At 60.5% G+C, this 21,682-nt stretch carries 15 protein-coding genes; all 15 read right to left on the bottom strand.

The window, feature by feature from the left end:
* Positions 1-181: 181 nt before the first annotated feature.
* Positions 182-1,234 carry a pseudaminic acid synthase gene (gene pseI, locus VNV36_RS20480; RefSeq protein WP_325719950.1) on the bottom strand — a complete coding sequence of 351 codons (1,053 nt, stop codon included), beginning with the start codon at positions 1,232-1,234 and terminating at the stop codon, positions 182-184.
* Positions 1,227-2,732 carry a UDP-2,4-diacetamido-2,4,6-trideoxy-beta-L-altropyranose hydrolase gene (gene pseG, locus VNV36_RS20475; RefSeq protein ID WP_325719948.1) on the bottom strand — a complete coding sequence of 502 codons (1,506 nt, stop codon included), beginning with the start codon at positions 2,730-2,732 and terminating at the stop codon, positions 1,227-1,229. Before pseG ends, pseI begins: the two co-directional genes overlap by 8 nt.
* A complete protein-coding gene (pseF, locus tag VNV36_RS20470) occupies positions 2,729-3,424 on the bottom strand; it encodes a pseudaminic acid cytidylyltransferase (RefSeq protein WP_325719946.1) in 696 nt (231 codons plus the stop codon). Before pseF ends, pseG begins: the two co-directional genes overlap by 4 nt.
* Positions 3,425-3,430: 6 nt before the next feature.
* On the bottom strand, positions 3,431-4,594 hold the full coding sequence (pseC, locus tag VNV36_RS20465) for a UDP-4-amino-4,6-dideoxy-N-acetyl-beta-L-altrosamine transaminase (RefSeq protein WP_325719944.1): 1,164 nt from the start codon (positions 4,592-4,594) through the stop codon (positions 3,431-3,433).
* Positions 4,591-5,592: a UDP-N-acetylglucosamine 4,6-dehydratase (inverting) gene (gene pseB, locus VNV36_RS20460; RefSeq protein WP_325719942.1), complete on the bottom strand. Its 1,002-nt coding sequence runs from the start codon at positions 5,590-5,592 to the stop codon at positions 4,591-4,593. The genes pseC and pseB overlap by 4 nt, the downstream gene beginning before the upstream one ends.
* Before the next feature lie 22 nt (positions 5,593-5,614).
* Entirely contained in the window at positions 5,615-8,530 is a 2,916-nt protein-coding gene (locus VNV36_RS20455; RefSeq protein ID WP_325719940.1) for a glycosyltransferase family 2 protein, read from the bottom strand.
* Positions 8,531-8,582: 52 nt separating this feature from the next.
* Complete coding sequence (locus tag VNV36_RS20450; RefSeq protein ID WP_325719938.1) at positions 8,583-9,317, bottom strand: cephalosporin hydroxylase family protein; 735 nt, start codon at positions 9,315-9,317, stop codon at positions 8,583-8,585.
* Between the two features lie 64 nt (positions 9,318-9,381).
* A complete protein-coding gene (locus VNV36_RS20445; RefSeq protein WP_325719936.1) occupies positions 9,382-10,239 on the bottom strand; it encodes an NAD-dependent epimerase/dehydratase family protein in 858 nt (285 codons plus the stop codon).
* Positions 10,236-11,462, bottom strand: a complete 1,227-nt coding sequence (locus tag VNV36_RS20440; protein WP_325719934.1) for a methyltransferase domain-containing protein — start codon at positions 11,460-11,462, stop codon at positions 10,236-10,238. Before VNV36_RS20440 ends, VNV36_RS20445 begins: the two co-directional genes overlap by 4 nt.
* Positions 11,459-12,019 carry a dTDP-4-dehydrorhamnose 3,5-epimerase family protein gene (locus VNV36_RS20435; RefSeq protein WP_325719932.1) on the bottom strand — a complete coding sequence of 187 codons (561 nt, stop codon included), beginning with the start codon at positions 12,017-12,019 and terminating at the stop codon, positions 11,459-11,461. The genes VNV36_RS20440 and VNV36_RS20435 overlap by 4 nt, the downstream gene beginning before the upstream one ends.
* Entirely contained in the window at positions 12,016-13,098 is a 1,083-nt protein-coding gene (gene rfbG, locus VNV36_RS20430; protein ID WP_325719930.1) for a CDP-glucose 4,6-dehydratase, read from the bottom strand. The genes VNV36_RS20435 and rfbG overlap by 4 nt, the downstream gene beginning before the upstream one ends.
* Positions 13,080-13,853, bottom strand: a complete 774-nt coding sequence (gene rfbF / locus VNV36_RS20425) for a glucose-1-phosphate cytidylyltransferase (RefSeq protein ID WP_325719928.1) — start codon at positions 13,851-13,853, stop codon at positions 13,080-13,082. The genes rfbG and rfbF overlap by 19 nt, the downstream gene beginning before the upstream one ends.
* Positions 13,854-14,319: 466 nt before the next feature.
* Positions 14,320-17,922, bottom strand: coding sequence for a glycosyltransferase (locus tag VNV36_RS20420; RefSeq protein WP_325719926.1), 3,603 nt, complete (start codon positions 17,920-17,922; stop codon positions 14,320-14,322).
* Positions 17,923-18,034: 112 nt separating this feature from the next.
* Entirely contained in the window at positions 18,035-19,603 is a 1,569-nt protein-coding gene (locus VNV36_RS20415; RefSeq protein WP_325719924.1) for a flagellar hook-associated protein 3, read from the bottom strand.
* Positions 19,604-19,616: 13 nt separating this feature from the next.
* The gene (flgK, locus tag VNV36_RS20410; RefSeq protein ID WP_325719922.1) at positions 19,617-21,662 is read right to left on the bottom strand and encodes a flagellar hook-associated protein FlgK; all 2,046 of its coding nucleotides are present in this window, start codon (positions 21,660-21,662) and stop codon (positions 19,617-19,619) included.
* Positions 21,663-21,682 lie beyond the last annotated feature (20 nt).

Here is a 21,682-nt window from a genome sequence, read left to right as displayed (position 1 = left end):
ATTTTCGAGGGGCGCCGACAAACAGAAAACGGCCGCCACAACGGGCAGCCCCGGGAAGCGCAAAGGGCTATCACTGAACCGAAAACGGCCAGGCGCCATCTTCCCGGTCAATACAATACAGTGAAGATGCGCGTTATGACTCGCAGGTCACGCCATTTTGCCGAATCGATGGCAGATTGACCTATTCGACCAGCGACCAATCCAGCGGCGTACCACGCTTGATCGCGGTGCGCGCGTGGCGTCGGAGGACGGCATCGGTGTGCTTGGGCGGCAGGCCGAGACCAGGACGAATGGCGCGCAGATTGTCCCCGGTAAAGGGTTCACCGGCGGCCATGTCAGCGGTGACGTACAGCGAACGGCGATAGACCAGCGACTTGCGCTCGGCCTCGGTCGGGCCGTACTGAACATGCCCCATCGCCTGCCAGGCACGTTCGGTTTCGACGACCAGACTGGCCAGCTCCGCAGGTTCCAGAGAAAAACTCGCGTCGACGCCACCGGCCGAGCGGTCGAGGGTGAAGTGCTTCTCCACCACCGTCGCCCCTAGCGCCACCGCCGCCACCGACACACCAACGCCCATCGAATGATCCGACAGCCCGACCTCGCAGCCGAACAACTCACGCAGATGCGCGATCGTGCGCACGTTGCTGTTGAGCGGCGTGGCCGGATAGGTGCTGGTGCACTTGAGCAATACCAGGTCTCTGCACCCGGCCTCGCGTGCGGCGCGCACGGTTTCATCCAGTTCAGCGATGCTCGCCATGCCGGTGGAGATGATCAGCGGTTTGCCAGTAGCTGCCACACGACGAATCAACGGCAGATCGGTGTTTTCAAAACTGGCGATCTTGTAAGCCGGCACATCGAGGCTCTCAAGAAAATCCACCGCGCTGTCATCGAACGGCGTCGAGAACGCGAGCATCCCCAACTCTTTGGCTCGAGCAAAAATCGGCGCGTGCCACTCCCACGGCGTATGGGCCTTTTCATAGAGATCGTAGAGCGAAGTCCCGGCCCACAGACTGCCCGGGTCCTTGATGAAGAATTCACCTTCAGCTAAATCCAGGGTCATGGTTTCGGCGGTGTAGGTTTGCAGCTTCAAGGCATGCGCTCCAGCCTTGGCCGCCGCCTCGACGATTTGCAGAGCGACGTCGAGGGACTGGTTATGGTTACCGCTCATCTCGGCAATGATGAACGGCGGCGCATCGGCACCGATGGTGTGGTGGCCAATCTTGAAACTAGACATGCGGGTGATCCTTCAAAACACGGCTGAACGCACAGGTTTCCTGGATGAATCCGGCGTCGCGAAAAACTTTCATTGAGGATTGGTTGGCGGGCATGACCCGCGCAGTGATGCGTGTCAGTTGCGGCCAGTGCGCAGCGACAAATGCTTCGCCACGGCTGAGCACTGCCCTGCCCCAACCGAGGCCGAAACGCCCTTCCAGCAGATAGATCGACACTTCGGCTTCGAACCCGCGCAAATCGTAACGCAGCACACCGACCGGGCCGTCATCCGCCTCAGCGATCAACAGCAGCCGTTGCGGATTGCGCAGACTCGCCGTCAACCAGTTCAGGTGCTGCGCCCAATCGATCACGCCGGTTTCCAGTGACCAGCGCCGCACCGGCTCGGCATTGCGCCCATCGAACAGCAACTGCGCATCGTCCAGCGTCGCCGGACGCAGTTTGAGCACCGCACCGGCAAGCGCCGCCGCCACGCGTTCGGCACCGCGTCCGTCGACCAGTTGCCGCGAACGCTCGGCGAGGCTGCGGCGTAGAAAATGATTGTCCACGACAAAGCCGACCGCATCGCGCAACTGCTCGACGCTGACCTGCTCGCGGGCGCCCATGAACACATGCGCGCCGGCCGCCGCCATGACTTCGCCGTTGGCCTGCTGATTGTTCGCCACAGCGATGCAGATGGTCGGCAAACCCAGCGCCGCACGCTCCCAACTGGTGCCGCCGCCGGCGCCGATAAACAGATCGGCTTCAGTCATGCGTTGATGGAAATCGCTGACGAAACTGTGCAGGCGCCAGTTCGGCCGCGTCTCGGCCAACGCCTGCATCTGCGCCCACGCCGGATTGTCGGCGCCCGCGACGAAATCCACCTGCAATTCAGTGAAATCAGCCAAAGCGAGCATCGCGTGATGGGTCTGCCTCGCCGCGTCGAAACCGCCGAAATTCACCAGCACGCGCCGGGCCTTCGGTTTGATCTCGATGGCATCGCAGTTGAATTCTTCGCGCAGCATGGCGTAGCGCGGACCGAGCAAGGTGCGACAGCCTGGCGGCAGCAGCGGCGCGTAGTTTTCACTCAAGCCTGAGAGATTCTGATTGAGCAGCAGATCGACGCTGTAGCGCCGCGTGGCCAGATCATCCACGGCGGCGATTCTATGCGCCCAGCGCCGGGCCGCGGTTTGCCAATGATGATCGAGGCCGTAATGGTCGGCGATGATCCAGTCGAACGGTGCCTGCCCGTCCAGCAGCAGGCCCAGTGCATCAATGTCGAACTGCCATGGCAACATCGATTCGATGGCCTGCAGCGGGTCTTCGTCGCGATAGCGCTCGGGCAGTGCAAAGGTCTCGAAGCCTTCGGCATTCAAGGCTTCGAGTCGATGCCCCGGCAACCGCCGACAGGCAAACGCAACATGACTGCCCTGCCCGCGCAACACTCGCGCCAGCGTCAGGCAGCGGGCGATATGGCCGCTGCCGATGGCCGGCGAAGCGTCGGCACGGATCAGCACTCTCATGGCAGTTCTCCGCCGGCCTTGAGCGCGGCGTACAGGTATTCGGCGCGTTGCCAGTCTTCGGGGGTGTCGATGTCCTGGACCAGATGGCGCGGCAGGATCACCGGCAGGCTGGCTGGCGAGAACAGCGTCTCGCCGCGCAACCACGCTTCGCTGCGGCCCCAGTAGAACTGCCCGGCATCCTGAAACGCTTCGGGCAGATCCTGCGAGCGGGTCGTGCGAAATTCGGGGTACATGGACATCAAGGCGCCCTCCTCGTCGAGGGTCAGCGCACGCTGCACGGGAAACCCGAAGCCGCACACCGAAAAGGCAAACGCCTTGTGCGGATGCTGCTTGAGCAATTCCAGGCCCTGACGCAGGTAGCGCACTTGCAATAGCGGCGCCGTCGCATACAGGCAACAGGCGTAATCGAACGTCGGCAAGTGCTGCAAGGCATGCACGATCACCGCAGCGGTACCGGTGAAATCATCCGCCAGATCGGCCGGTCGCATGAACGGCACTTCGGCGCCGTGCGCCCGTGCGACGTCGGCAATTTCCGCATCGTCGGTGCTGACCACCACGGCGTCGAACAGCGCTGATTCCAGCGCCGTGCGAATCGAGCGGACGATCATCGGTACGCCGTCGAACGGTTTGAGATTCTTGCGCGGGATGCGCTTGCTGCCACCACGGGCGGGGATGATCGCGACGCAGCTCACGGTGCCTTACTCCTCAAGCAGCAGCCGGCGCAGTTGCTCGACCACCTGATCCTGTTGTGCTTCGCTGAGCAAAGGGAACAGCGGCAAGCTGATCGCCTCGGCGTAATAGCGCTCGGCCTCGGGGAAATCGCCCTCGGCAAAACCCAGCTCGCGATAGTACGGCTGCAGATGCACCGGAATATAGTGCAGATTTACGCCGATGCCGGCGGCGCGCAAGCCTTCGAAGACCTGACGATGGCTGAGATTGCAGCGTTGGGCCTGCAAACGCACCACGTACAAGTGCCACGCTGATTCGGCCTCGGGCTGCGCGCTCGGCAAGGTCAGCGGCAGGTAGGCGAGCAACTGATCGTAACGCGCCGCCAGTTCGCGGCGACGTGCGACGAACTTATCCAGTTTGCGCAGTTGTGAAAGACCCAGCGCCGCTTGCAGGTCGGTGATCCGATAATTGAAACCCAGCTCGATCTGTTGGTAATACCACGGCCCGTGACTGGGCTCGGTCATCTGTTCTGGATCGCGGGTCATGCCATGGCTGCGCAGGCGTTGCAGGCGCTCGGCCAGCACCGGGCGATTGGTCAGGACCATGCCGCCCTCGGCGCTGGTGATGATTTTCACCGGGTGAAAACTGAACACCGTCATTGCCGCAAATTCACCGCAACCGACCGGGCGCCCGGCGTAGTTGGCGCCCACCGCGTGCGATGCATCTTCGATCACGGTGAAGTTGTAGCGCACGGCCAGTTCGGCGATCTTGCGCATGTCACAGCTCTGCCCGGAGAACGCTACGGCGACGAGAACTTTCGGCAGCATACCGTCGCGTTCGGCCTGTTCGAGCTTCGTTTCAAGAGCGAAGGCATCGAGATTCCAGGTCAGCGGATCGATGTCGACAAAATCAACGTCGGCACCGCAATAACGCCCGCAATTGGCCGAGGCGAGGAAGGTGTTCGGCGAAGTCCACAAGCGATCGCCCGGCCCCAGACCCGCCGCCAGACAAGCAATGTGCAGCGCCGCCGTGGCGTTGCACACCGCCACGGCGAAATCCGCCTGACAGCGCTCAGCCATGGCCTGCTCGAAGCGTTCGATGGTCGGCCCCTGGGTCAGCCAGTCCGATTGCAGCACCTCGACCACCGCATCGATGTCCGCCTGATCGAGGCTCTGCCGACCGTAAGGAATCATACCGACAGCTTCGCGTGCAGATCGGCGATCTGCCCGACCGAAAGGAAATGCGGGTTGGTGTCCGAGCGGTATTCGAAATCCTCGCCCACGGCACGGCCGCGTTCGCCAAGTTTATCGACGGCGAAATCGACGTCGACGCTGGTAAAACGAATCGACGGCTGAATCGTGTAGTGGTCGTCAAACTCAAGGGTCATGCGCGCATCGTCCAGCGGCACCATCAGCTCATGCAGCTTCTCGCCGGGACGGATGCCGACGTTCTTGTGCGGCAGATGCTCGGCCATGCCGCGCGCCAGATCGACGATGCGGATCGACGGAATCTTCGGCACGAACACTTCGCCGCCGTGCATCCGCGCAAAGCTGTCGAGCACGAACTGCACGCCGTGGTCGAGGGTGATCCAGAACCGCGTCATGCGCTCGTCGGTGATCGGCAATTCTTGCGCGCCGTCAGCGATCAGCTTGCTGAAGAACGGCACTACCGAGCCGCGCGAACCGGCGACATTGCCGTAGCGCACTACGGCGAATCGGGTCTGCTGCTCGCCGGCAATGTTGTTGGCGGCGACGAACAACTTGTCCGAGAGCAACTTGGTCGCACCGTACAGGTTGATCGGGCTGGCTGCTTTGTCGGTGGACAATGCAACGACCTTTTGCACGCCGTTATCGATGGCGGCGGCGATGATGTTCTCCGCGCCATTGACGTTGGTGCGGATGCATTCGGTCGGGTTGTATTCCGCCGCTGGCACCTGCTTCAACGCGGCGGCATGCACCACGTAGTCGATGCCGCGCATGGCCTGACGCAAGCGGTCGGCGTCACGCACGTCACCGAGGAAATAACGCATGCATGGCGCGTTGAATGTCTGCTGCATTTCGTACTGTTTCAGCTCGTCGCGGGAGAAGACCACCACGCGTTTAGGCTGGTATTGCTCCAGCAGACGGGCGATGAATTTGCGCCCGAACGAGCCAGTGCCGCCGGAGATGAAAATCGATTTACCGTTGAACATATGCTGATTCCTGTCCGGCACACTAAGCGAGCAACTGTGCCCAGTTGATCGAGGCATTTTCGCCCAGGGTAAAACCTTTGCCGGTCAGGGCCAGGTTGGCGTTGTAGGCTGGGTCTTGGGCGAAAGCGTCGGGCCATTTTTCGCGCAGTGCCGCCAGCGCCTCTGGCGCCCGTGGCAGCTCGCCGGTATGCAGCACTTGCACCAGTGGCGTCCACACAGTGAGGTAACCGGCCTGACCAGCCTTGAGGCACAGGTCGACATCGGCATAACCCGTTGCGAAAGTCACTTCGTCCAGCCCGCCAACGGCATTGAACAATTCCTTGCCAATCATCAGGCACACCTTGGAAACCGCCGAGTAGTTCTGCTCGACAGCCAGGCGTTGCATGTAACCCGCAGCCTTGTGTTTTTCGCCGATGAAGGGCGATCCCACGCCATCGTTGAGGCCGAGAATCAGACCGGCCTGGGCAATCCTGCCGTCACGATCGACGAGTTTGGCGCCGACGATGCCGACCTCCGGACGCTGGGCATGGTTGAGCAGCGAATCGATCCAGTTCGGGTTGACCACTTCGCTGTCAGCGGCCAGCAACACCAGGTATTCGCCACGGGCCTGCTCGCTGGCGGCGTTGTACAACGCGACCTCGCTCAGCGGCTGATCGGCACGCAAGACATTGACCTTGGCGTGGCGCAGTGTGCCCAGCCAGTCATTGACCTCGGCCGACTGATTGCCGTTGGCTGCCAACAGCACTTCGTAGCGGCTGTAACGGGTACGCAGCAGCACGCCTTCGAGGCAGCGACGCAGTGCCGGCAGATCATCAATGACCGGCACAATGATCGACACCAGCGGTTGTTCGGTATGGCGATAATCGATTTGCCAGGTACCCGGCAGCGCCGACGTGACCTTGGCCTTGTAACCGCGACTGCCCAAGTGACGCAGCAGCGCCAGACGCTCATGGGCGTTTTCTTCCAGAGGCGCCTGCTCGGTGATCAGCAGCGGCTCGTCGAGATGCGCCACGCCTCCGAGGCCACCCTGTTCGATGATGCGCAGCAACAGATCGAATTCCAGCGCCTTGCTGAAGTCGGCCTGATAACCGCCGGCCTCGAGCAATACTTCACGGCGGATCAGCCAATGCCGCGCCATCAGCGATGGCACGCTTTGCAGCAGATCCAGATTGAAACCGGGGCGGAACACGTCGACCAGTGCACCTTCGGCAGTGCGCTGGATTTCATCAGTCGCCACCGCGCGAATACCGCTGGCCGACATCAGTTCCAGACCGGCGCGGGCCAGGCCGGCCGGTGTGAATTCATCACCCACGCTCGCCAGCAGCAACCAGTCGCACGGCGACTGCGCAGCGCTCTGGTTGAGCTTGTCGACCAGGTTGCTTGGCGTGACGCGGACAAAGTGCAAGGTGTTTTGCGCAGTGGTCGCGGTCTGCGGTTCTCCGGTGGTGAACACCACGATTCTGAAAGCTCTGCTTTGACCTTCGATGAGACTGTCGAGGGTAATCTGCAGCTTCTCGACGCTGTTATCCAGATCGAGCAGGAAAATGCCGAATTGCGGTCCGCCGTTGTTCGCCGCCAGATGCGCGGCAATCGACGCAGTCTGGTCGGCGTCAGGCTGGCGAGCCGCCAGCCAGTCGAGCAAACGGCCCGAGCGCATCTTGTAAAAAACCGGGTAATGATCAACGTTCGACACGTCTTCAAGACGCGCGCTCCACTCAAGCATCTCCTGCGCTGGAGCTTGCTCGCCGACAATTTGCAGTTGCTCGGCCAGACGCTTGATCACGCGACGGTTGAAAGCGTTGCAGTCGTGGGCTTGCCACAGCCGATCGGTGACACTTTGCGGGGTATCGTTGTTACGTGACTGCAGCAGATATTCTTGTCGGCTCCATACACCCTCGAGCTGCTCCAGCTGGATACGCCCGGCTGGCATCGCGTGAAGGAGAAATTCGAACTGCGTGAGCAAATCGAAGAAGTGCTGGTTGTAAAACGGCATCTCGACGTATTGCCGTGGGCCGAATTTACGCTCTGGCGTCTTGGTGTAGTTGTTCCAGGTCGACTCGAAAATCAGCTCGGCAGTCAATGCCCGCCCGCTGACCAGACTGTCTGTCATGGCTGCAAAGCTTTCCAGCGCAAATGCCTTGCGCTGTGCCTGATCGGGTTCAGCGATAGCGGTCGGCAAGGACGCCAGGAATTCAGCGAAGGCTTCACGCTCGGCCACTGACTTGGCGTCGGTGTACGACAGTGCGTGATAGACCTCGGTGTTGTGGTCGGAGAAACCGAAGTTGATCTCGCGCACGACATAAGGGATGGGCAGAATCCGCGCCTTGGCGTTTGCCAAGAGATAGTAGCTGTGGCCGATTTCCTGCCACTCGAAACTGGTGCCTGCAGGCAACGCGGCGTACCAGTCCTGAATGATCGAAGTACGGCACACGCCGTAGAACGGCGGTACGTACTGATGCATGAAATCGAGGACGCGATCCTCGGCGCGCTCGGACGCGTAGTCCTCACAGACTTTCTTGTCGCGACGGTAGTAGCTGACGCTGCCCGCCTGCGCTAGGTACATCAGGCAGTAGCCGTGGCACAGTCCGTAGTCGCCGTTCGCTTTGAGGAAGTTGACCGACTCGGCCAGCGACTCATGCAGGATGAAGTCATCGTCGGCGGCAAAGACCATGTACGGCGTGGTCAACTGCGCAACACCGTAAGTCAGCTTGGCCTGCATGCCCCAGTAGGCAAATTGCGGCAGGTGCTGATAATCAACCGCTGAAAAATCGCCTTCCGGACGCTCGGGGGAAGAGTCCAGCACCAGCACCTTGCAAGGCAGGCTGCTGTAGTACTTCAGCGCCCTGCGCAAAAAGGCCGGGCGGTTGTGGGTGATCAATACCACCGTCAGCAACTCGCTCAATGGCAGCGTGTTTTCAGAACCGTACTTGCCTTGCATAACTTCTCCTGCCGCGATCAAACCGTGCGAAAACGCTGTGATGAAGAAACTGTCAACGAACCCGGCGCAGATAACCGTCCGAGGCCACGGTAATCAGCAACTTGTCCTGCATCTGCTGATCAATCTCGAAATCAGCGTTTTCCTTGAGGTAGGCCCACACGGCCGTTTTCGGGTTGTCACCCGGGCCCCATGGACGATCCGGGAACGCATCGCCGGGCATATCCTCGACGACGGTATCCATGACCACGCAATAGCTGTCCACCGACACCAATGGTGCGTAGAGACGCAACTCTTCCAGGACATGCTCGTGAGTGTGGTTGGAATCGAGCACCACGATGATTTTTTTACCGGCTGCCGCCTGACGCACCTGCTCGACCACCGCCGGGTCAAGGCTGGAACCTTCGATCATGCTGATGCGCTTGATCATCGGGTGGCTTTCGATCGCTTCACGATTGTGCGCGCGGATATCGCGATCAATGCCGAGCACTTCGCCGTGACCCTGCAACTCCAGCAGCGAGGCGTAGTAAATGATCGAGCCGCCATGGGCGATGCCGCACTCGATCACCAGGTCAGGTTTGATCCGCCAGATCAGCTCCTGCATCGCCATCATGTCTTGCGGCAACTGAATGATCGGCCGGCCCATCCACGAGAAGTGATAGGTGTACTTGTGCTTGGCCGACTGGTTGTAGAACTCCTGGGCCAGCGCCTTCAGTTCCTTGTTCTGGCCTTGGGCAAGCACTTCGGCTTGGCACTCTGCCTCGAAGGTTTTGATCAGGTTATCGCTCATTGTCAGGTCTCACTGAAAATTCATTGGGTTTGCACGTTGTCAAAAGGCCTTCGCGGCAGTCGCATCAGTTGCGGCGCGGCGCCTCGAGTAGTTGTTGTAAACGCTCGACCACGGCCCAGAACGCCAGCGGTTCGTGGGTCGGATAGGGGTAATGGCCGAGGTTCAGATCCACTGTTGCGCCACGTTCTCGCAAGCGCTGTTCGACCAGCGCCCGCACCGATCTTGGTTGGCCGCTGGCGCAGTTGATCACGCCATCGAAGTCGCGCTGATGGAGGATCGCGGCAAGATGACTTGCGGCGGTTTCAATCGCCAGGAAGTCGCGCAACTGCTCACCGGCCGACATGTTGAACGACGGCTCGCCGGCATCGATCGCTCGATCCAGTGCGGCCAACAGACTGTTGGGGTTCTGCCCTTCGCCATGCAGATAGAACAAGCGCGCCCACTGCAGAGTGAACGGCCGCTCCTGTTGCAGGTTCTGCAGAAACAGGTGCAACGTGTGCTTGGCCAGCCCATATGGATTGCTCGGCTGTGGCTCGGTTGTTTCGCGGAGCGGGCCACTTTGCATGCCGTATTCGAAACAGGTGCCGGTCACCAGCACCTGCTGCACACCCGCCTCGACTGCGCTTTTGATAAAGCGGTAATCGGCCATCAGGTTGTGCTCGAAATGGAACAGTGCCCGATAGTTCGGCAAACCCGGCCAGGCCAGATGCGCCAGTGCATCGATACCCGCGGTCAACGCAGCGACATCGAGATCGGCGGCGTGAATATCCGCACTCACGAACTCGACGTCGTTGATCCACGGCATGCCTTGCGCCGTTTCAGCGTTGCGCGCCACGGCGCGAATTTCACAATCACGCGCCAGCAATGCCGCAACCAGATGGCGGCCGACAAAACCGGTAGCGCCGGTAACGAGAACCTTCACAGCACTTTCAACTCAGGCACGGCGATGACGAAGCGCCCGTCCCACTGACGCACTTGCGCCAGTTGCTGACTGACTTCGTGCAGCAGGTTCCACGGCAGCACCAGCACGTAATCCGGTTTTTCCCGTTCGATCTGCTCAGGCGCGACGATCGGAATGCGGCTGCCCGGCAAGAACTTGCCCTGCTTGTGCGGATTGGCGTCGGCTACCCAGGCGAGCAGATCCGGCTTGACCCCGGCGTAATTGAGCAAGGTGTTGCCCTTGGCAGCTGCGCCATAACCGACCACACGTTTGCCGTCGGCTTTGGCCCGCAACAGGAAGCGCAGCAGGTCATGTTTGATGCGTTCGGCGGCAGGCGCGAGGGTCGCGTAGTACTCGGTGGTTTTCAGGCCCGCATCGAGTTCGGCCTGCAGCTGTTGCTGTACCGATGGAAGAACAGCGCGACGCTGGCCGTCCTTGCGTTGCACGAAGACCCGCAGCGAACCGCCGTGGGTGCTCAGTTGGCTGACGTCGAACAGCTCCAAACCGTTGCGCTCGCACAGGGTCTGCACGGCAGTCAGCGACAGGTAGGAATAGTGTTCGTGATACAGCGTGTCGAACTGCGCTCCGGCCATAAGCGTCAGCAATTGCGGAAACTCGAAGGTGGCTACGCCGGTCGGCTTGAGCAACGTCGCGAAGCCGGCGAGGAAATCGTTGATGTCCGGCACGTGGGCAAGCACGTTGTTGGCCGCCATCAGGTCGGCGCTCCAGCCTTCGTTACACAATTGCGTGGCGGTGTTGCGACCGAAGAACAGTTCACGAATTTCCAAGCCCTTTTCCCGTGCCGCTTGCGCGGTGCTTCGGGTCGGCTCGACACCCAGGCACGGGATCCCGCGCGCGGCGACGTATTGCAGTAAATATCCGTCGTTGGCGGCGACTTCGACCACGCGGCTGTCGGCGTTCAGCCCGAAGCGCTCGCTCATCTCGGCGACATAACCCTCGGCGTGATTCAGCCAGGTGCTGGAGAACGAACTGAAGTAGGCGTATTCGGCATCGAAGAGACTGTCAGCGCGGGTGTAATCCTCGGTCTGCACCAGCCAGCATTGCTCGCACACGGCAACCTTTAGGGGCACCCACTGCTCGGCCTGCTCCAGTCGATCGGCATGCACGTAAGCGTTGGACGGCGGCGAGGTACCAAGGTCGATAAGCGGCAGGTTCAGCGGTGCGGCGCACCCACGGCAGTTCATAGACGCACTCCAGCAAAGTGTTGATCGAGCCCGGGATGGCTGGAATCACGCGCTGACAAATTATTGACAGGCAGCGGCCAAGTGATCGCCAGCCGTGCATCGTTGACCGACAGCCCACCCTCGTGCTCCGGCGCGTAATCGGCGCTGTGCAGGTAGAGCAATTCGGCGTCTTCGGTCAGCGTCTGGAAGCCGTGGGCAAACCCGGCCGGGATCAGCAAGCTGCGACCGTCCCCGGCCTTCAGGTGCTCGGCGTGCCAGTGCAAAAAGGTTTTCGAGTCAGGACGCAGATCCACTGCGACATCCCAGACTTCACCGCGCAGGCAGGTGATCAGTTTGGCTTCCGGCGCGTTGGCGTTCTGATAGTGCAGGCCGCGCACGCTGCCCTTCTCCCGAGTGCACGAATGGTTGATCTGACGGATATGAAACTCGCTGCCGAATGCGCTCAGGCTGCCCTCGCAGAACAGCCGGGCAAAGTGCCCGCGCTGGTCTTCGAAGCGTTTGTGCTGAACGCTGAACAGTCCGGCCAAGGGCAATGCCTTCAGGGAGAACTCGCTCACAACGCGCCTCGGTACAGGTTCAATTGGCCGAGGGTCACGGCGCGCATGTCATCACCGTTCTGCCAGGCCAAGTGCCAGTCAAGGGTCTGGGTCAGGCATTGCTGCAAGGTCCAGCGTGGCTGCCAGCCCAACCTCTGGCGAGCGCGACTGCTATCCAGGCGCAGCAGGCCGGCCTCGTGCAGCTCGCTTTTTTCGATGCGCAGACCACGCGCCTGCGGCCACCGACTGGCGAGAAGTTCGACCACCTCGCCGACGCTGCACATGTCCGCCTCACCGGGGCCAAAATTCCATGCACCGGCGTATTCCGGGCCGTGTTCGTAGAGGGCGGCAGCCAGTTGCAGATAACCGGCCAAAGGTTCCAGCGCGTGCTGCCAGGGGCGCACGGCTTGCGGATAGCGCAGGGTCACTGGCTCGTCGGCGGTCCAGGCTTTCAGTACGTCGGGAATCAGACGTTCCGGGGCGAAGTCACCACCGCCCAGCACATTGCCGGCACGCGCGGTAGCCAGGGCCAGACCGTGCTCGGCGTGTTTGTCCGCCGGGAAAAATGACGCGGCATACGACTGCGCGAGCAATTCGCAGCAGGCCTTGCTGCTGCTGTAAGGATCGTGGCCACCGAGGGCTTCGTCTTCGCGGTACGGCCACAGCCATTCCTTGTTGGCGTAGACCTTGTCGGTGGTGACCAGCACGCAGGCGCGCACGCCGCCAACCTGACGAATCGCTTCGAGCAGGTTCAGCGTACCCATGACATTGCTGGAGTAAGTGCCGAGCGGGTCGCGATAACCCTCGCGTACCAACGGCTGCGCCGCCAGATGCAGAACAATCTCCGGTTCGGTCTCGGCGATGATTTCCAGCAAGGCGCCGAGGTCACGCAGATCGCCGCGCTGGTCGTTGATGCCTTGGTGTACGCGCGCCAGTTCGAACAGGCTCGGTTCGGTCGCGGGATCGAGGGAAAAACCGCTGACCTGCGCGCCGAGGCTTTGCAGCCACAGGGTCAGCCAACTGCCCTTGAAACCGGTGTGTCCGGTGACCAGCACGCGTTTGCCACGCCAGAAATCCGCACTCAGGCCCATTGCTTCCATGGGGCCTCCCCGCTCTGCCACAACGCTTCGAGATGGTTCTTGTCGCGCAGGGTGTCCATGGGTTGCCAGAAACCATCGTGTTCAAACGCTTTCAATTGCTCCTCGCGGGCCAGACGCGCCAATGGCTCGGCTTCCCAAGTGGTTTCATCGCCAGTGATGTATGGCAAAACCTTCGGCGAAAGGACGAAGAAGCCGCCATTGATCCAGCCGCCATCGCCACGAGGCTTTTCGGTGAAACCGAGAACCTGATCACCCTGGCGTTCAAGCGCACCGTAGCGCCCCGGTGGCTGTACGGCAGTGACGGTTGCCAGGCGACCATGGCTCTTGTGGAAATCGACCAGCTGACGAATGTTCAGATCGGAAACGCCGTCGCCGTAGGTGAAGCAGAACGCTTCTTCGTCTTTCAAATAACGGCCGGCGCGCAACAGACGGCCACCGGTCATGGTCTCCTCGCCGGTGTCGATGAGGGTGACGCTCCACGGCTCGCTGTAGTTCTGGTGCACGTCCATGCGGTTTTCGCGCATGTTGAAAGTGACGTCGGAGGTGTGCAGGAAATAGTTGGCGAAAAAGTCCTTGATCGCATAGCCCTTGTAGCCCAGGCAGATGACGAAGTCGTGGATCCCGTGGGCGGAATACTGCTTCATGATGTGCCAGAGAATTGGCTTGCCGCCAATCTCGATCATCGGCTTGGGCTTGAGATGCGACTCTTCACTGATGCGCGTGCCGAGGCCACCCGCCAAAATAACTGCCTTCATCGACTCCCCTCTCGTACGTCACCGGGCTGCGCATGGCTCACTTGAGCTTGCGGGCCGTCTGGCTCAATCTTTTGCCGACCCGGGCGCAGGAGGAAAGACCGCGAGCGCTCGTTTTATGGCGATTTGCGGGGGACTTGCAGGAAACGCGCCAGCTCACAATCGGCTGGGGGGGGAGAAGGCTGCAGCGCAGTTTTTTGATCGGGGGACATATCCTTAGCTGCGCGTGCACCGGGATCGATCCCGTAACGAAGCCTGTCGATGGGGCAAAAGATCAAAAGCCAGAGCCAAAGGAAAAGCAGAAGCCAGGTCAAAAGATCGCAGCCTCCGGCAGCTCCTGCACAATGAGCGCAAGCTCGAGTTGCTTTTGATGTTGATGCATGGGCGACGTCGCAGCAAAGGGGCTGGTCGGCCCAAAGGCCGCCAAGGCCAAAAAAAGGCGACCCCCACAGGTCGCCCGCTCGAACAATCAGTCCGCCAACCAGCCATATTCCCAATGACGCAAATTATCACCACGCAGGACATAGTCACGCAGTACCACCTCACGCAACTCATCGCCCATGCGGTAACTGGCATCCGGATCAGCCAGATGCATGCGAATGGCCTGCAACCACTCATCGGTCGTGTTGGTCTTGATTCGCGTGCACGGCAGATAACCTCGGTACGCCTCGGTGTCCGTACAAATGACCGGGTAACCGCAAGCGCCATACTCCAGCAGACGCAAATTGCTTTTGCAGTCGTTGAAGATATGGAATTCGAGCGGCGCCAAGGCCAGGTCCAGATTCAGACTGGCGAGTTTTGCCGGGTATGCGTCCAGAGCGATAACGCCGTGGAACTCGTGCATGTACGGACGCAGGTCATCCGGGCACATGCCGAAAAAAACCCAGTCGACTTCGTCCGCCAGCTCTCGCACGACATCGGCAATCACCGCCAGGTCACCATGATGGCTGGTGCCACCACCCCAGCCGACACGCGGCTTTTTCGAAGTACGGCGCTGGCTGCGCAAGTTGCTCCAGAACTCTTTTGCCAACATGTTCGGCACTACACGAATGTCGTGATGCATATCCGACAACGCATTGGCCAACGGCTCGGTCGAGACCACGACGCGATCACACATGCCGATCGCACGCCGCACCAGACGCTCCATTTCATATTTGTCGGGCATATTGCGGATATGCGCATTGCGATGCGGAACATCAATGACGTAATCATCCAGCTCGTAGATCCGGCGGGCGTTGAAGTAGCTGCGCAGTACCGGAATCTCATTGATGGGTGCTTCGGTATAGCGGCCTTGCAGAATGATCACATCAGGCGACTGGCGTTCGATCTCGACAATCGGCGGCAAGTTCACGCTGTAGCGAATCTGTCCCTGTACCCGCCCTGCCGCCTCCAGTTCAATCAGCGGTTGGGTGACGCGATAGTGACCGATGGCGGAAGCATTGACCGGCAACCCAAGAATTTTCGGCAGATCGGTATGGGTGAACGGGCTCCAGCCACTGCGCAAGCCGGGCTCAAGCGTAAAGCTTGAACCGCTATGCCCCTGCAGCGACAAATTGGGGTTATACGCCGGGTCACGGGCAACCACCGGTAGCCAGCGTTTGTAGAATGTTTCTTCCTGCTGGCTGTGCGCAGTTCTTTCTTCATCGATGACGGCTTCGAGCGGTTGCGCGCCAAGCGCCAGCACCGCATAGGGTGTCCAGACTACGAGGTAACCCTGTCGGGCTACCCGCAAGGCCAGGTCCACTTCATGCAAAGTACGCGGCAAGCTTTGCTCGTCCAGACCGCCCGCCTCATCGAACACGGACTTGCGCACCATCAGGCAATCGGCGCCGACGGCACTCAGATCCTGAACGGCCTGCAAGCGGAACATGTATCCAGCCGACTGCATTGCCTGACCGTAGAACGGTGCGCCGGCGGCCCCCTGCAAACCGAGCACCAGCCCGGCATGCAAAATGTATCCATCAGGATTGAACAGCTTGGCACCGACAATCCCGACTTCCGGACGCTGGGCGTGATTGAGCATTTCGTCAAGCCAGTCACTCTGAGTGACCACGGCATAGGGATTGAGCAACAACACATACTCACCCCTGGCCTGGGCAACGGCATCGTTGCGCATCGCAGCGAGGTTGTCTTGCCGAGGATATGTCAGTACACGCACACGGTCGCCGCCCAATTGCGCCATACCGTTCAGCCAGATCCGCGCCTCGGCGGTCTGACTGCCGTTATCGACCAAGAGCAATTCGTATTCGCTGTAGGCGGTTTTTTCCAGCAGGTTCTCTACACAACGTTGTAGGGCAGCAATCTGGTCGCGGGTGAAGATGATGATCGACACCAAAGGCCGGTGCAGGTGGAGGTAATCCACCCGATTGAGCAACTCGGCATTGCCACGACGTATCTCATGGGCGATACCCAGGCGATCAAGATGAGCAGCCAGCAAGCGCGGGTTGTGGTCCCTCACTTCGGGCAACGATAACCACTTGGCCAGATCGAATGTCGACTCGATTGCAATCTCGGCCAGATGCCCCACTACCTGGGTACCCTGTTCTTCCACCATCCGCCAGAGCATATCGTGCGGCGCAAGCTCAGCGAACGTCGAGTCGAAACCGCCGAGGGTGAGAAAGTTCTGCCGCTCAAATGCCAAGGCGCGACCGACATAAGGGTAGGTACGCATCAGATCCAGGTTGAAATCGGGCTTGAATGCTGGCTCCGCTGACTCACCCGCTTGCAGGCTTCCTTCGTCACTGTACAGACACTGCAAGGTGCCGTTGAACGCGATGCGCTCGGCCATCATCAGCAACGCGGGCGCTACCAGACGGTCACCGGCGCGCAGCAGATAGAACCAGTCGGCACCGTCCAGTTGCGGCAGTAACTGATTGATCTGTTGCAGGTGATCATCTTGCAACGGCAAATGAAACACACGTCCTTCCAGTACCGGCTCAACGCAATCGGTGGATAACACCAGCGTCAATTCGGGCGCATAGATTTGCGCGGCGAGGCTCTCCAGAGTTCGTTCAAGTGCCGAAGGACTGCCCTGCTCGTCAATGACAATCGGCACGATTCGAGGTGTCGATGGCCACGCAGCCAGCGTATCGGGCAGTAATCTGCGCTGCACGTCACTCAGGGTGCGGCATTCCAGCCATTGCCTGTAGAGCTCGGAAAAACTCTGGCTGTCGCCACCCACCTTCCACACCTGCGCGCTCTGCTTGGTGCCCAGCGTTCGGCTCAGCGGCAGTTCTTCCCAGACTCGCGGCGACTCATCCGCTTTGGGCATTGGCACATAGCGCACCCAGCCGGGCGCAGGTGCCGAGTCTCCGCTGCGCGCCTTGAGCATCTGCACCAACCACTGCCGCTCGACTTCCAGCGCGTCCTTCATGGCTTGCTGGACGCTGAGACGTTCGGGATACAGACGTTCAACGCTCAGCACATGATTGGAAACGACGACATTGCCACGCCGTAGCAGACAGACGAAAAGGGCGAAGTCCAGGCTTGCCACGAAGCAGTGGTCCGGCTGGGTCAGTGCCGGCAACAATTCCAGCACATCGGCTCGACGGAACAGGGCACTGCTGAAACCACCCAGGATGTTCGAAGGAAAGGACTCGAAAATCGCCAGTAAGTCGTCACCTTTGAACAAGCCACTGATCGGTGACAGCGGTGTATTTTCCAGGCGAGAAGGCAGCGTCCTGTCGTCAGCATCCCAGAACAGACGCTGGGCGAGCACCAGGTTGACCTCGTCACGCTGGGCCAGAACATGAGCCTGCCGTTCGATGCAGCTGGCAAACAGATGGTCGTCGTCACACAAGAACTTGATGAACTCGCCTCGGGCCTGATCAAGGCAGGCCTTGAGATTGCCGACTATTCCGAGCGTGCGCGGATTTCGCACATAGCGCACGGCAACGCTGGTTTGCTCCGTAATTGTTGCAACGATGCCTTCGATCTCGCTGCCCCGGCTATCGTCACAAACAATGATTTCGAGCGGGCTGTAGCTCTGGCTGGCGGCACTGCGCAATGCCCGCTCGAAAAAACGCGGGTTGAAGGCAGGGATGACGAGGCTGACAAGCGGGAGTGAATTCACGGAGGACTCGCAAGCGGCGGGAGCCGGCTCGGAACAGCAAGCTCTCTGTCACCGCAAAAATAGACATTGAACTCAAGAGCCAACGTTTCGGGCGCTTGCGCGCCCATCGCCGTCAGATCTTGTTGAACAGGCCCAACTGACTGATCTTGCTGAACGCCAGTTGCGCGGCTTGCAGCATGGTCTGTTGCAGGGTCAGACGAGTCATGACTTCAGCCGGATCCGAATCACGGATCGAGCCTTGTGTCGTCGAGTTGGCCGTGCTCAGACTCTGGTTGGTGACGGCCTGCATCTCCAACGACTGACCTCGGGCACCGATCTCGGTAACGGCGGTACCAATCTGGTTGGTGGCGCTGTCGAGGTTACCGATACCGGTTTCCATAGCACCCTGGAATTTCTGCTTGGCTACCGGATCGCCATCAAGCGGCGTGTTCAACGCGGTGATCATCTGGCCCAGAGTGTCGAGCACGTTCTGGGTCTGATGATTGTTCGGCTGGATCGAGAACTGATCGCCAGCGGCCGGCGTATTGCCCAACGCGAAGGTCACACCGGCAGCAGTCGCATTACCGCCGGCGACCGTACCCGAGGAAACCGGCTTGCTATCAGCCGTCACCGGCGCTGCGTACAAATCAAAAGCAGTGGCGCTGGTGAACTTGAGCACTGCGCCACCCTGCGGGAAGGCTGCGGTGTAAGCCGCCTGATCGGTGATGGTCGAACCGGTGATCACGCTCGTCGACGGGTTACCCGGGTTACGCGTGGTAGTGAACGAGTCCGGCGAGGCCGTCAGCTGAAAACTGTGCCCGGCAATAACCGCGTCGGGGTTGGTGTCACCGGCCTTCAGATTGATATTCAGTTTCATGTCGACACCACGGAAACTGATGGTCTGGTTGGCGCCGTTGCTGCCGCTGATCAAACCGTTCTGGCTCGCTTCCGCTGTCACGTCGTTGCCCAAGGCATCGGTGATTTTCAGCTGCGTGCTGCTGACGAACGCGACGGTATAAGGCTGACCACCGGTGAATTTGGCGTCATAGGTCGCAGCGGTACCGACGATACCGTTGGACAGTACGACGCGACCGTCATCAACCGCTGGCGCGGTCATGGTGACATTCGTCCGCCCGGTGTTGATGGTTTGCTGGAAAGCTGCCCAGCCAGTGGTGTTGGTGCCGACGGTCAGGCCATCGCCGATGCCCAGATCGATGGTGGTCTGATCACCGTTGTAACTGAAGGTGCCGTCAGCGTTTTTCGAGTATGGGGCGGTATCGGTCTTCGAACCGGAGAACAGGTAATTGCCGTTGGCATCCCTGGAATTCATCAGGCCCAGCACCTGTTGCTGGATTTCGCCCAGCTCCGACGCGTATGCCTGGCGATCCTTGTCGGTAGCGGTGCCGTTATTGGCAGCCAGCGCCAACTCTTTGGCCCGCGACAATGCCGTGGTAATGGCGTCCAGCGTGGACTCCTGCACGGTCAGCGCGCTCTTGGTGGTGTCGACGTTGGTCTTGTACTGATCCAGCATCGCAGCCTGCTGGCCCAGCTGCAGCAGACGCCCGGCACCGACCGGATCATCGGCGGCGGTGTTGATGCGCTGCAGGCTGCTCGCCTCGCTCGCGGTGGCGACAGCCTTGTTGAAGTTACGCTGATAGTCCGACGCTTGCGTGCCGTAATACTGGGCGGTGGAAATGCGCATGAATTACGACTCCTTAAAGGCTGTTGATCAGCGTGGCGAAAGTTTCCTGCGCAGCTTTGATGATCTGCGAAGACGCTGTGTAGTACTGCTGGTACTTGACCAGGTTGCCGGTTTCTTCATCCAGGTTGACCCCGGACAACGAATCGCGGGCACCCTTGGCGTTTTCGAGAATCGCCGTGGTCGCGGCGCTGTCGGACTTGCCCTGGGCGGTCTTGGTACCGACGTTGGTCACCAGGGTGTTGTAGGCGTCGGTCAGGCTGATGCCCTTGCTCGCCGAACCGGTGTCCACGGTCTGTTTGGTTTGCAGACCGACCAGTGCCTGGGCGTTGCGGTTGTCCGAAGACGCCGCACCGGTCAGGTTCATGGTGAAGGTCTCGCCGGATTTCGGCGTGCCGCCCACGGTGGTCTGCACGGTGAAAGTCTTCTGCACGTTCGGCGTGACTGTGGTGTCCATCACCGGGTTGCCGCTGGCATCGACGATGCCGACTTTCAGGTTCAGCGTGTTCGACTGGCCGGGCACGATGGTGCCGGTGCCGATGGTCGCGCCCTTGGCGTCCACCAGGTTGTACGACTGGCTGCCACCGCTGGCTGCGCCGAACACCAGTTTGACCGGTGTCGAATTCTTCAGCGCCGCCTGCATGTCGGCCTGGGCGGTCGGGTTGTAGATATCGATCTTGTCGCTGAGCGTCGGCTGGGTGTAAGTGCCCAGACCGTTGGCGCTGGCAACACCGGTCAAGGGACCTGCCGCGGCGATTTTCTTCGGGTCGGTCAACACCGTCTGAATGCTCGCCGCCGCGTTGCGGGTCGGGGTGATTTTGAACGAGTCACCGGCGCTCAGCGCGCCGCCATTCAAGGCCAGGGTGAAGCCGTCGATCACTGGCGGCGGGTTGGTCGTGGTGCTGAATGCGCCCATATCGGTGCCGTCGGAACGCTTGACGGTGTAGTCGGTGGCACTGGTGAAGGTCACCTGATAGTCGCTGGTGGTCAGCTTGCCGGTGTCCTTGATGGTGACATCGAGGTTGCCGGAGCCGGCGCTGTTGCCATCCTTGGCAATGCTGCGCTGACTGATCAGCGCGGCACTGTTGATGTTGTTGAAAATCGCCGCGCCGAAGTCACCGTTCTTGTCGATGCCCTGGGCTTGCTGGCTGTTGATCTGATCGGCAATCACCAGGGCCACGCGACCGAGCTCGTTGAGCGACGGGTCGAGGACTTCCTTGCGATAGGTCAGCAGACCGCCGATTTCGCCACCGCTGATCACCGACGTGATGTCGATGGTGCTCGAACCGCGATCCATCTGGATCGACATGCGCGACGGGTCGGTCTTGCTGGCGACCATGCTCAGGCTGTTGGTGGTGTTGCCGATGACCAGCGGCTGGCCGCTACCGACGTAAATGTCGAAGCTGGTGCCGCGCTCGACGACTTGTGCGCCGGTCAGTTCGGAGAGCTGGCGCACTGCTTCGTTACGGCTGTCGAGCAGGTCGTTCGGCGCCCCGCCACTGGTGGAAATTTCACCGATCTTCTGGTTGAGATTGGCAATCGCGGTGGCGAGCTTGTTCACCTGGGCGGTCATGTCGCCGAGGCTGCCGTTGATCGTGGTGTTCTGATCGTTGAGCTGTTTGGCCAGGGTGTTGAAACGGCTGGTCAGCGCCTGTGCGCCGGTCAGTACCGACTGCCGCGAAGTGTCGTCGGTGGCCGAAGTCGATACGCCCTGCATCGAGGTGAAAAACTTCTGCAGCACACCGGTCAGGCCAGTGTTGGTGTCCGACAGAATGGAATCCAGTGGCGTTGCCTGCTTGAGGAACGCGGCCGACTCGCTGTCCAGCGAGGTCGCGGTGTGCAGCTGCGATTCCAGGTAGGAGTTGTACACCCGACGCACGTCGGCCAGGGTCGTGCCTGTGCCGATGAAAACGTTGCCGTACTGCTGCGAGGACTTGGTGCCCTGCACGGTTTGCTGACGTGAATAACCGGCGGTGTCGACGTTGGCAATGTTGTTGCCTGTCGTAGCCAAAGAGGACTGGCTGGCCGACAGTCCCGACATCCCGATATTGAGCAAACTCATGGTTCAGACCTTATTACCTG

Source organism: Pseudomonas sp. (genome assembly GCF_035554175.1).
Lineage (GTDB): Bacteria > Pseudomonadota > Gammaproteobacteria > Pseudomonadales > Pseudomonadaceae > Aquipseudomonas.
Note: the sequence above shows the minus strand (reverse complement) of the source record. Positions and strands in the feature narration are given on the sequence as shown.

Bases quoted from the DNA above. Each gene is read 5' to 3' on its own strand.
- rfbG (WP_325719930.1), bottom strand. From the start codon at position 13,098: ATGGAAGCAATGGGCCTGAGTGCGGATTTCTGGCGTGGCAAACGCGTG.
- pseI (WP_325719950.1), bottom strand. From the start codon at position 1,234: ATGTCTAGTTTCAAGATTGGCCACCACACCATCGGTGCCGATGCGCCG.
- VNV36_RS20415 (WP_325719924.1), bottom strand. From the start codon at position 19,603: ATGCGCATTTCCACCGCCCAGTATTACGGCACGCAAGCGTCGGACTAT.
- pseB (WP_325719942.1), bottom strand. From the start codon at position 5,592: ATGTTCAACGGTAAATCGATTTTCATCTCCGGCGGCACTGGCTCGTTC.
- flgK (WP_325719922.1), bottom strand. From the start codon at position 21,662: ATGAGTTTGCTCAATATCGGGATGTCGGGACTGTCGGCCAGCCAGTCC.
- VNV36_RS20455 (WP_325719940.1), bottom strand. From the start codon at position 8,530: ATGCAAGGCAAGTACGGTTCTGAAAACACGCTGCCATTGAGCGAGTTG.
- pseC (WP_325719944.1), bottom strand. From the start codon at position 4,594: ATGATTCCTTACGGTCGGCAGAGCCTCGATCAGGCGGACATCGATGCG.
- VNV36_RS20450 (WP_325719938.1), bottom strand. From the start codon at position 9,317: ATGAGCGATAACCTGATCAAAACCTTCGAGGCAGAGTGCCAAGCCGAA.
- pseG (WP_325719948.1), bottom strand. From the start codon at position 2,732: ATGAGAGTGCTGATCCGTGCCGACGCTTCGCCGGCCATCGGCAGCGGC.
- VNV36_RS20440 (WP_325719934.1), bottom strand. From the start codon at position 11,462: ATGAACTGCCGTGGGTGCGCCGCACCGCTGAACCTGCCGCTTATCGAC.
- rfbF (WP_325719928.1), bottom strand. From the start codon at position 13,853: ATGAAGGCAGTTATTTTGGCGGGTGGCCTCGGCACGCGCATCAGTGAA.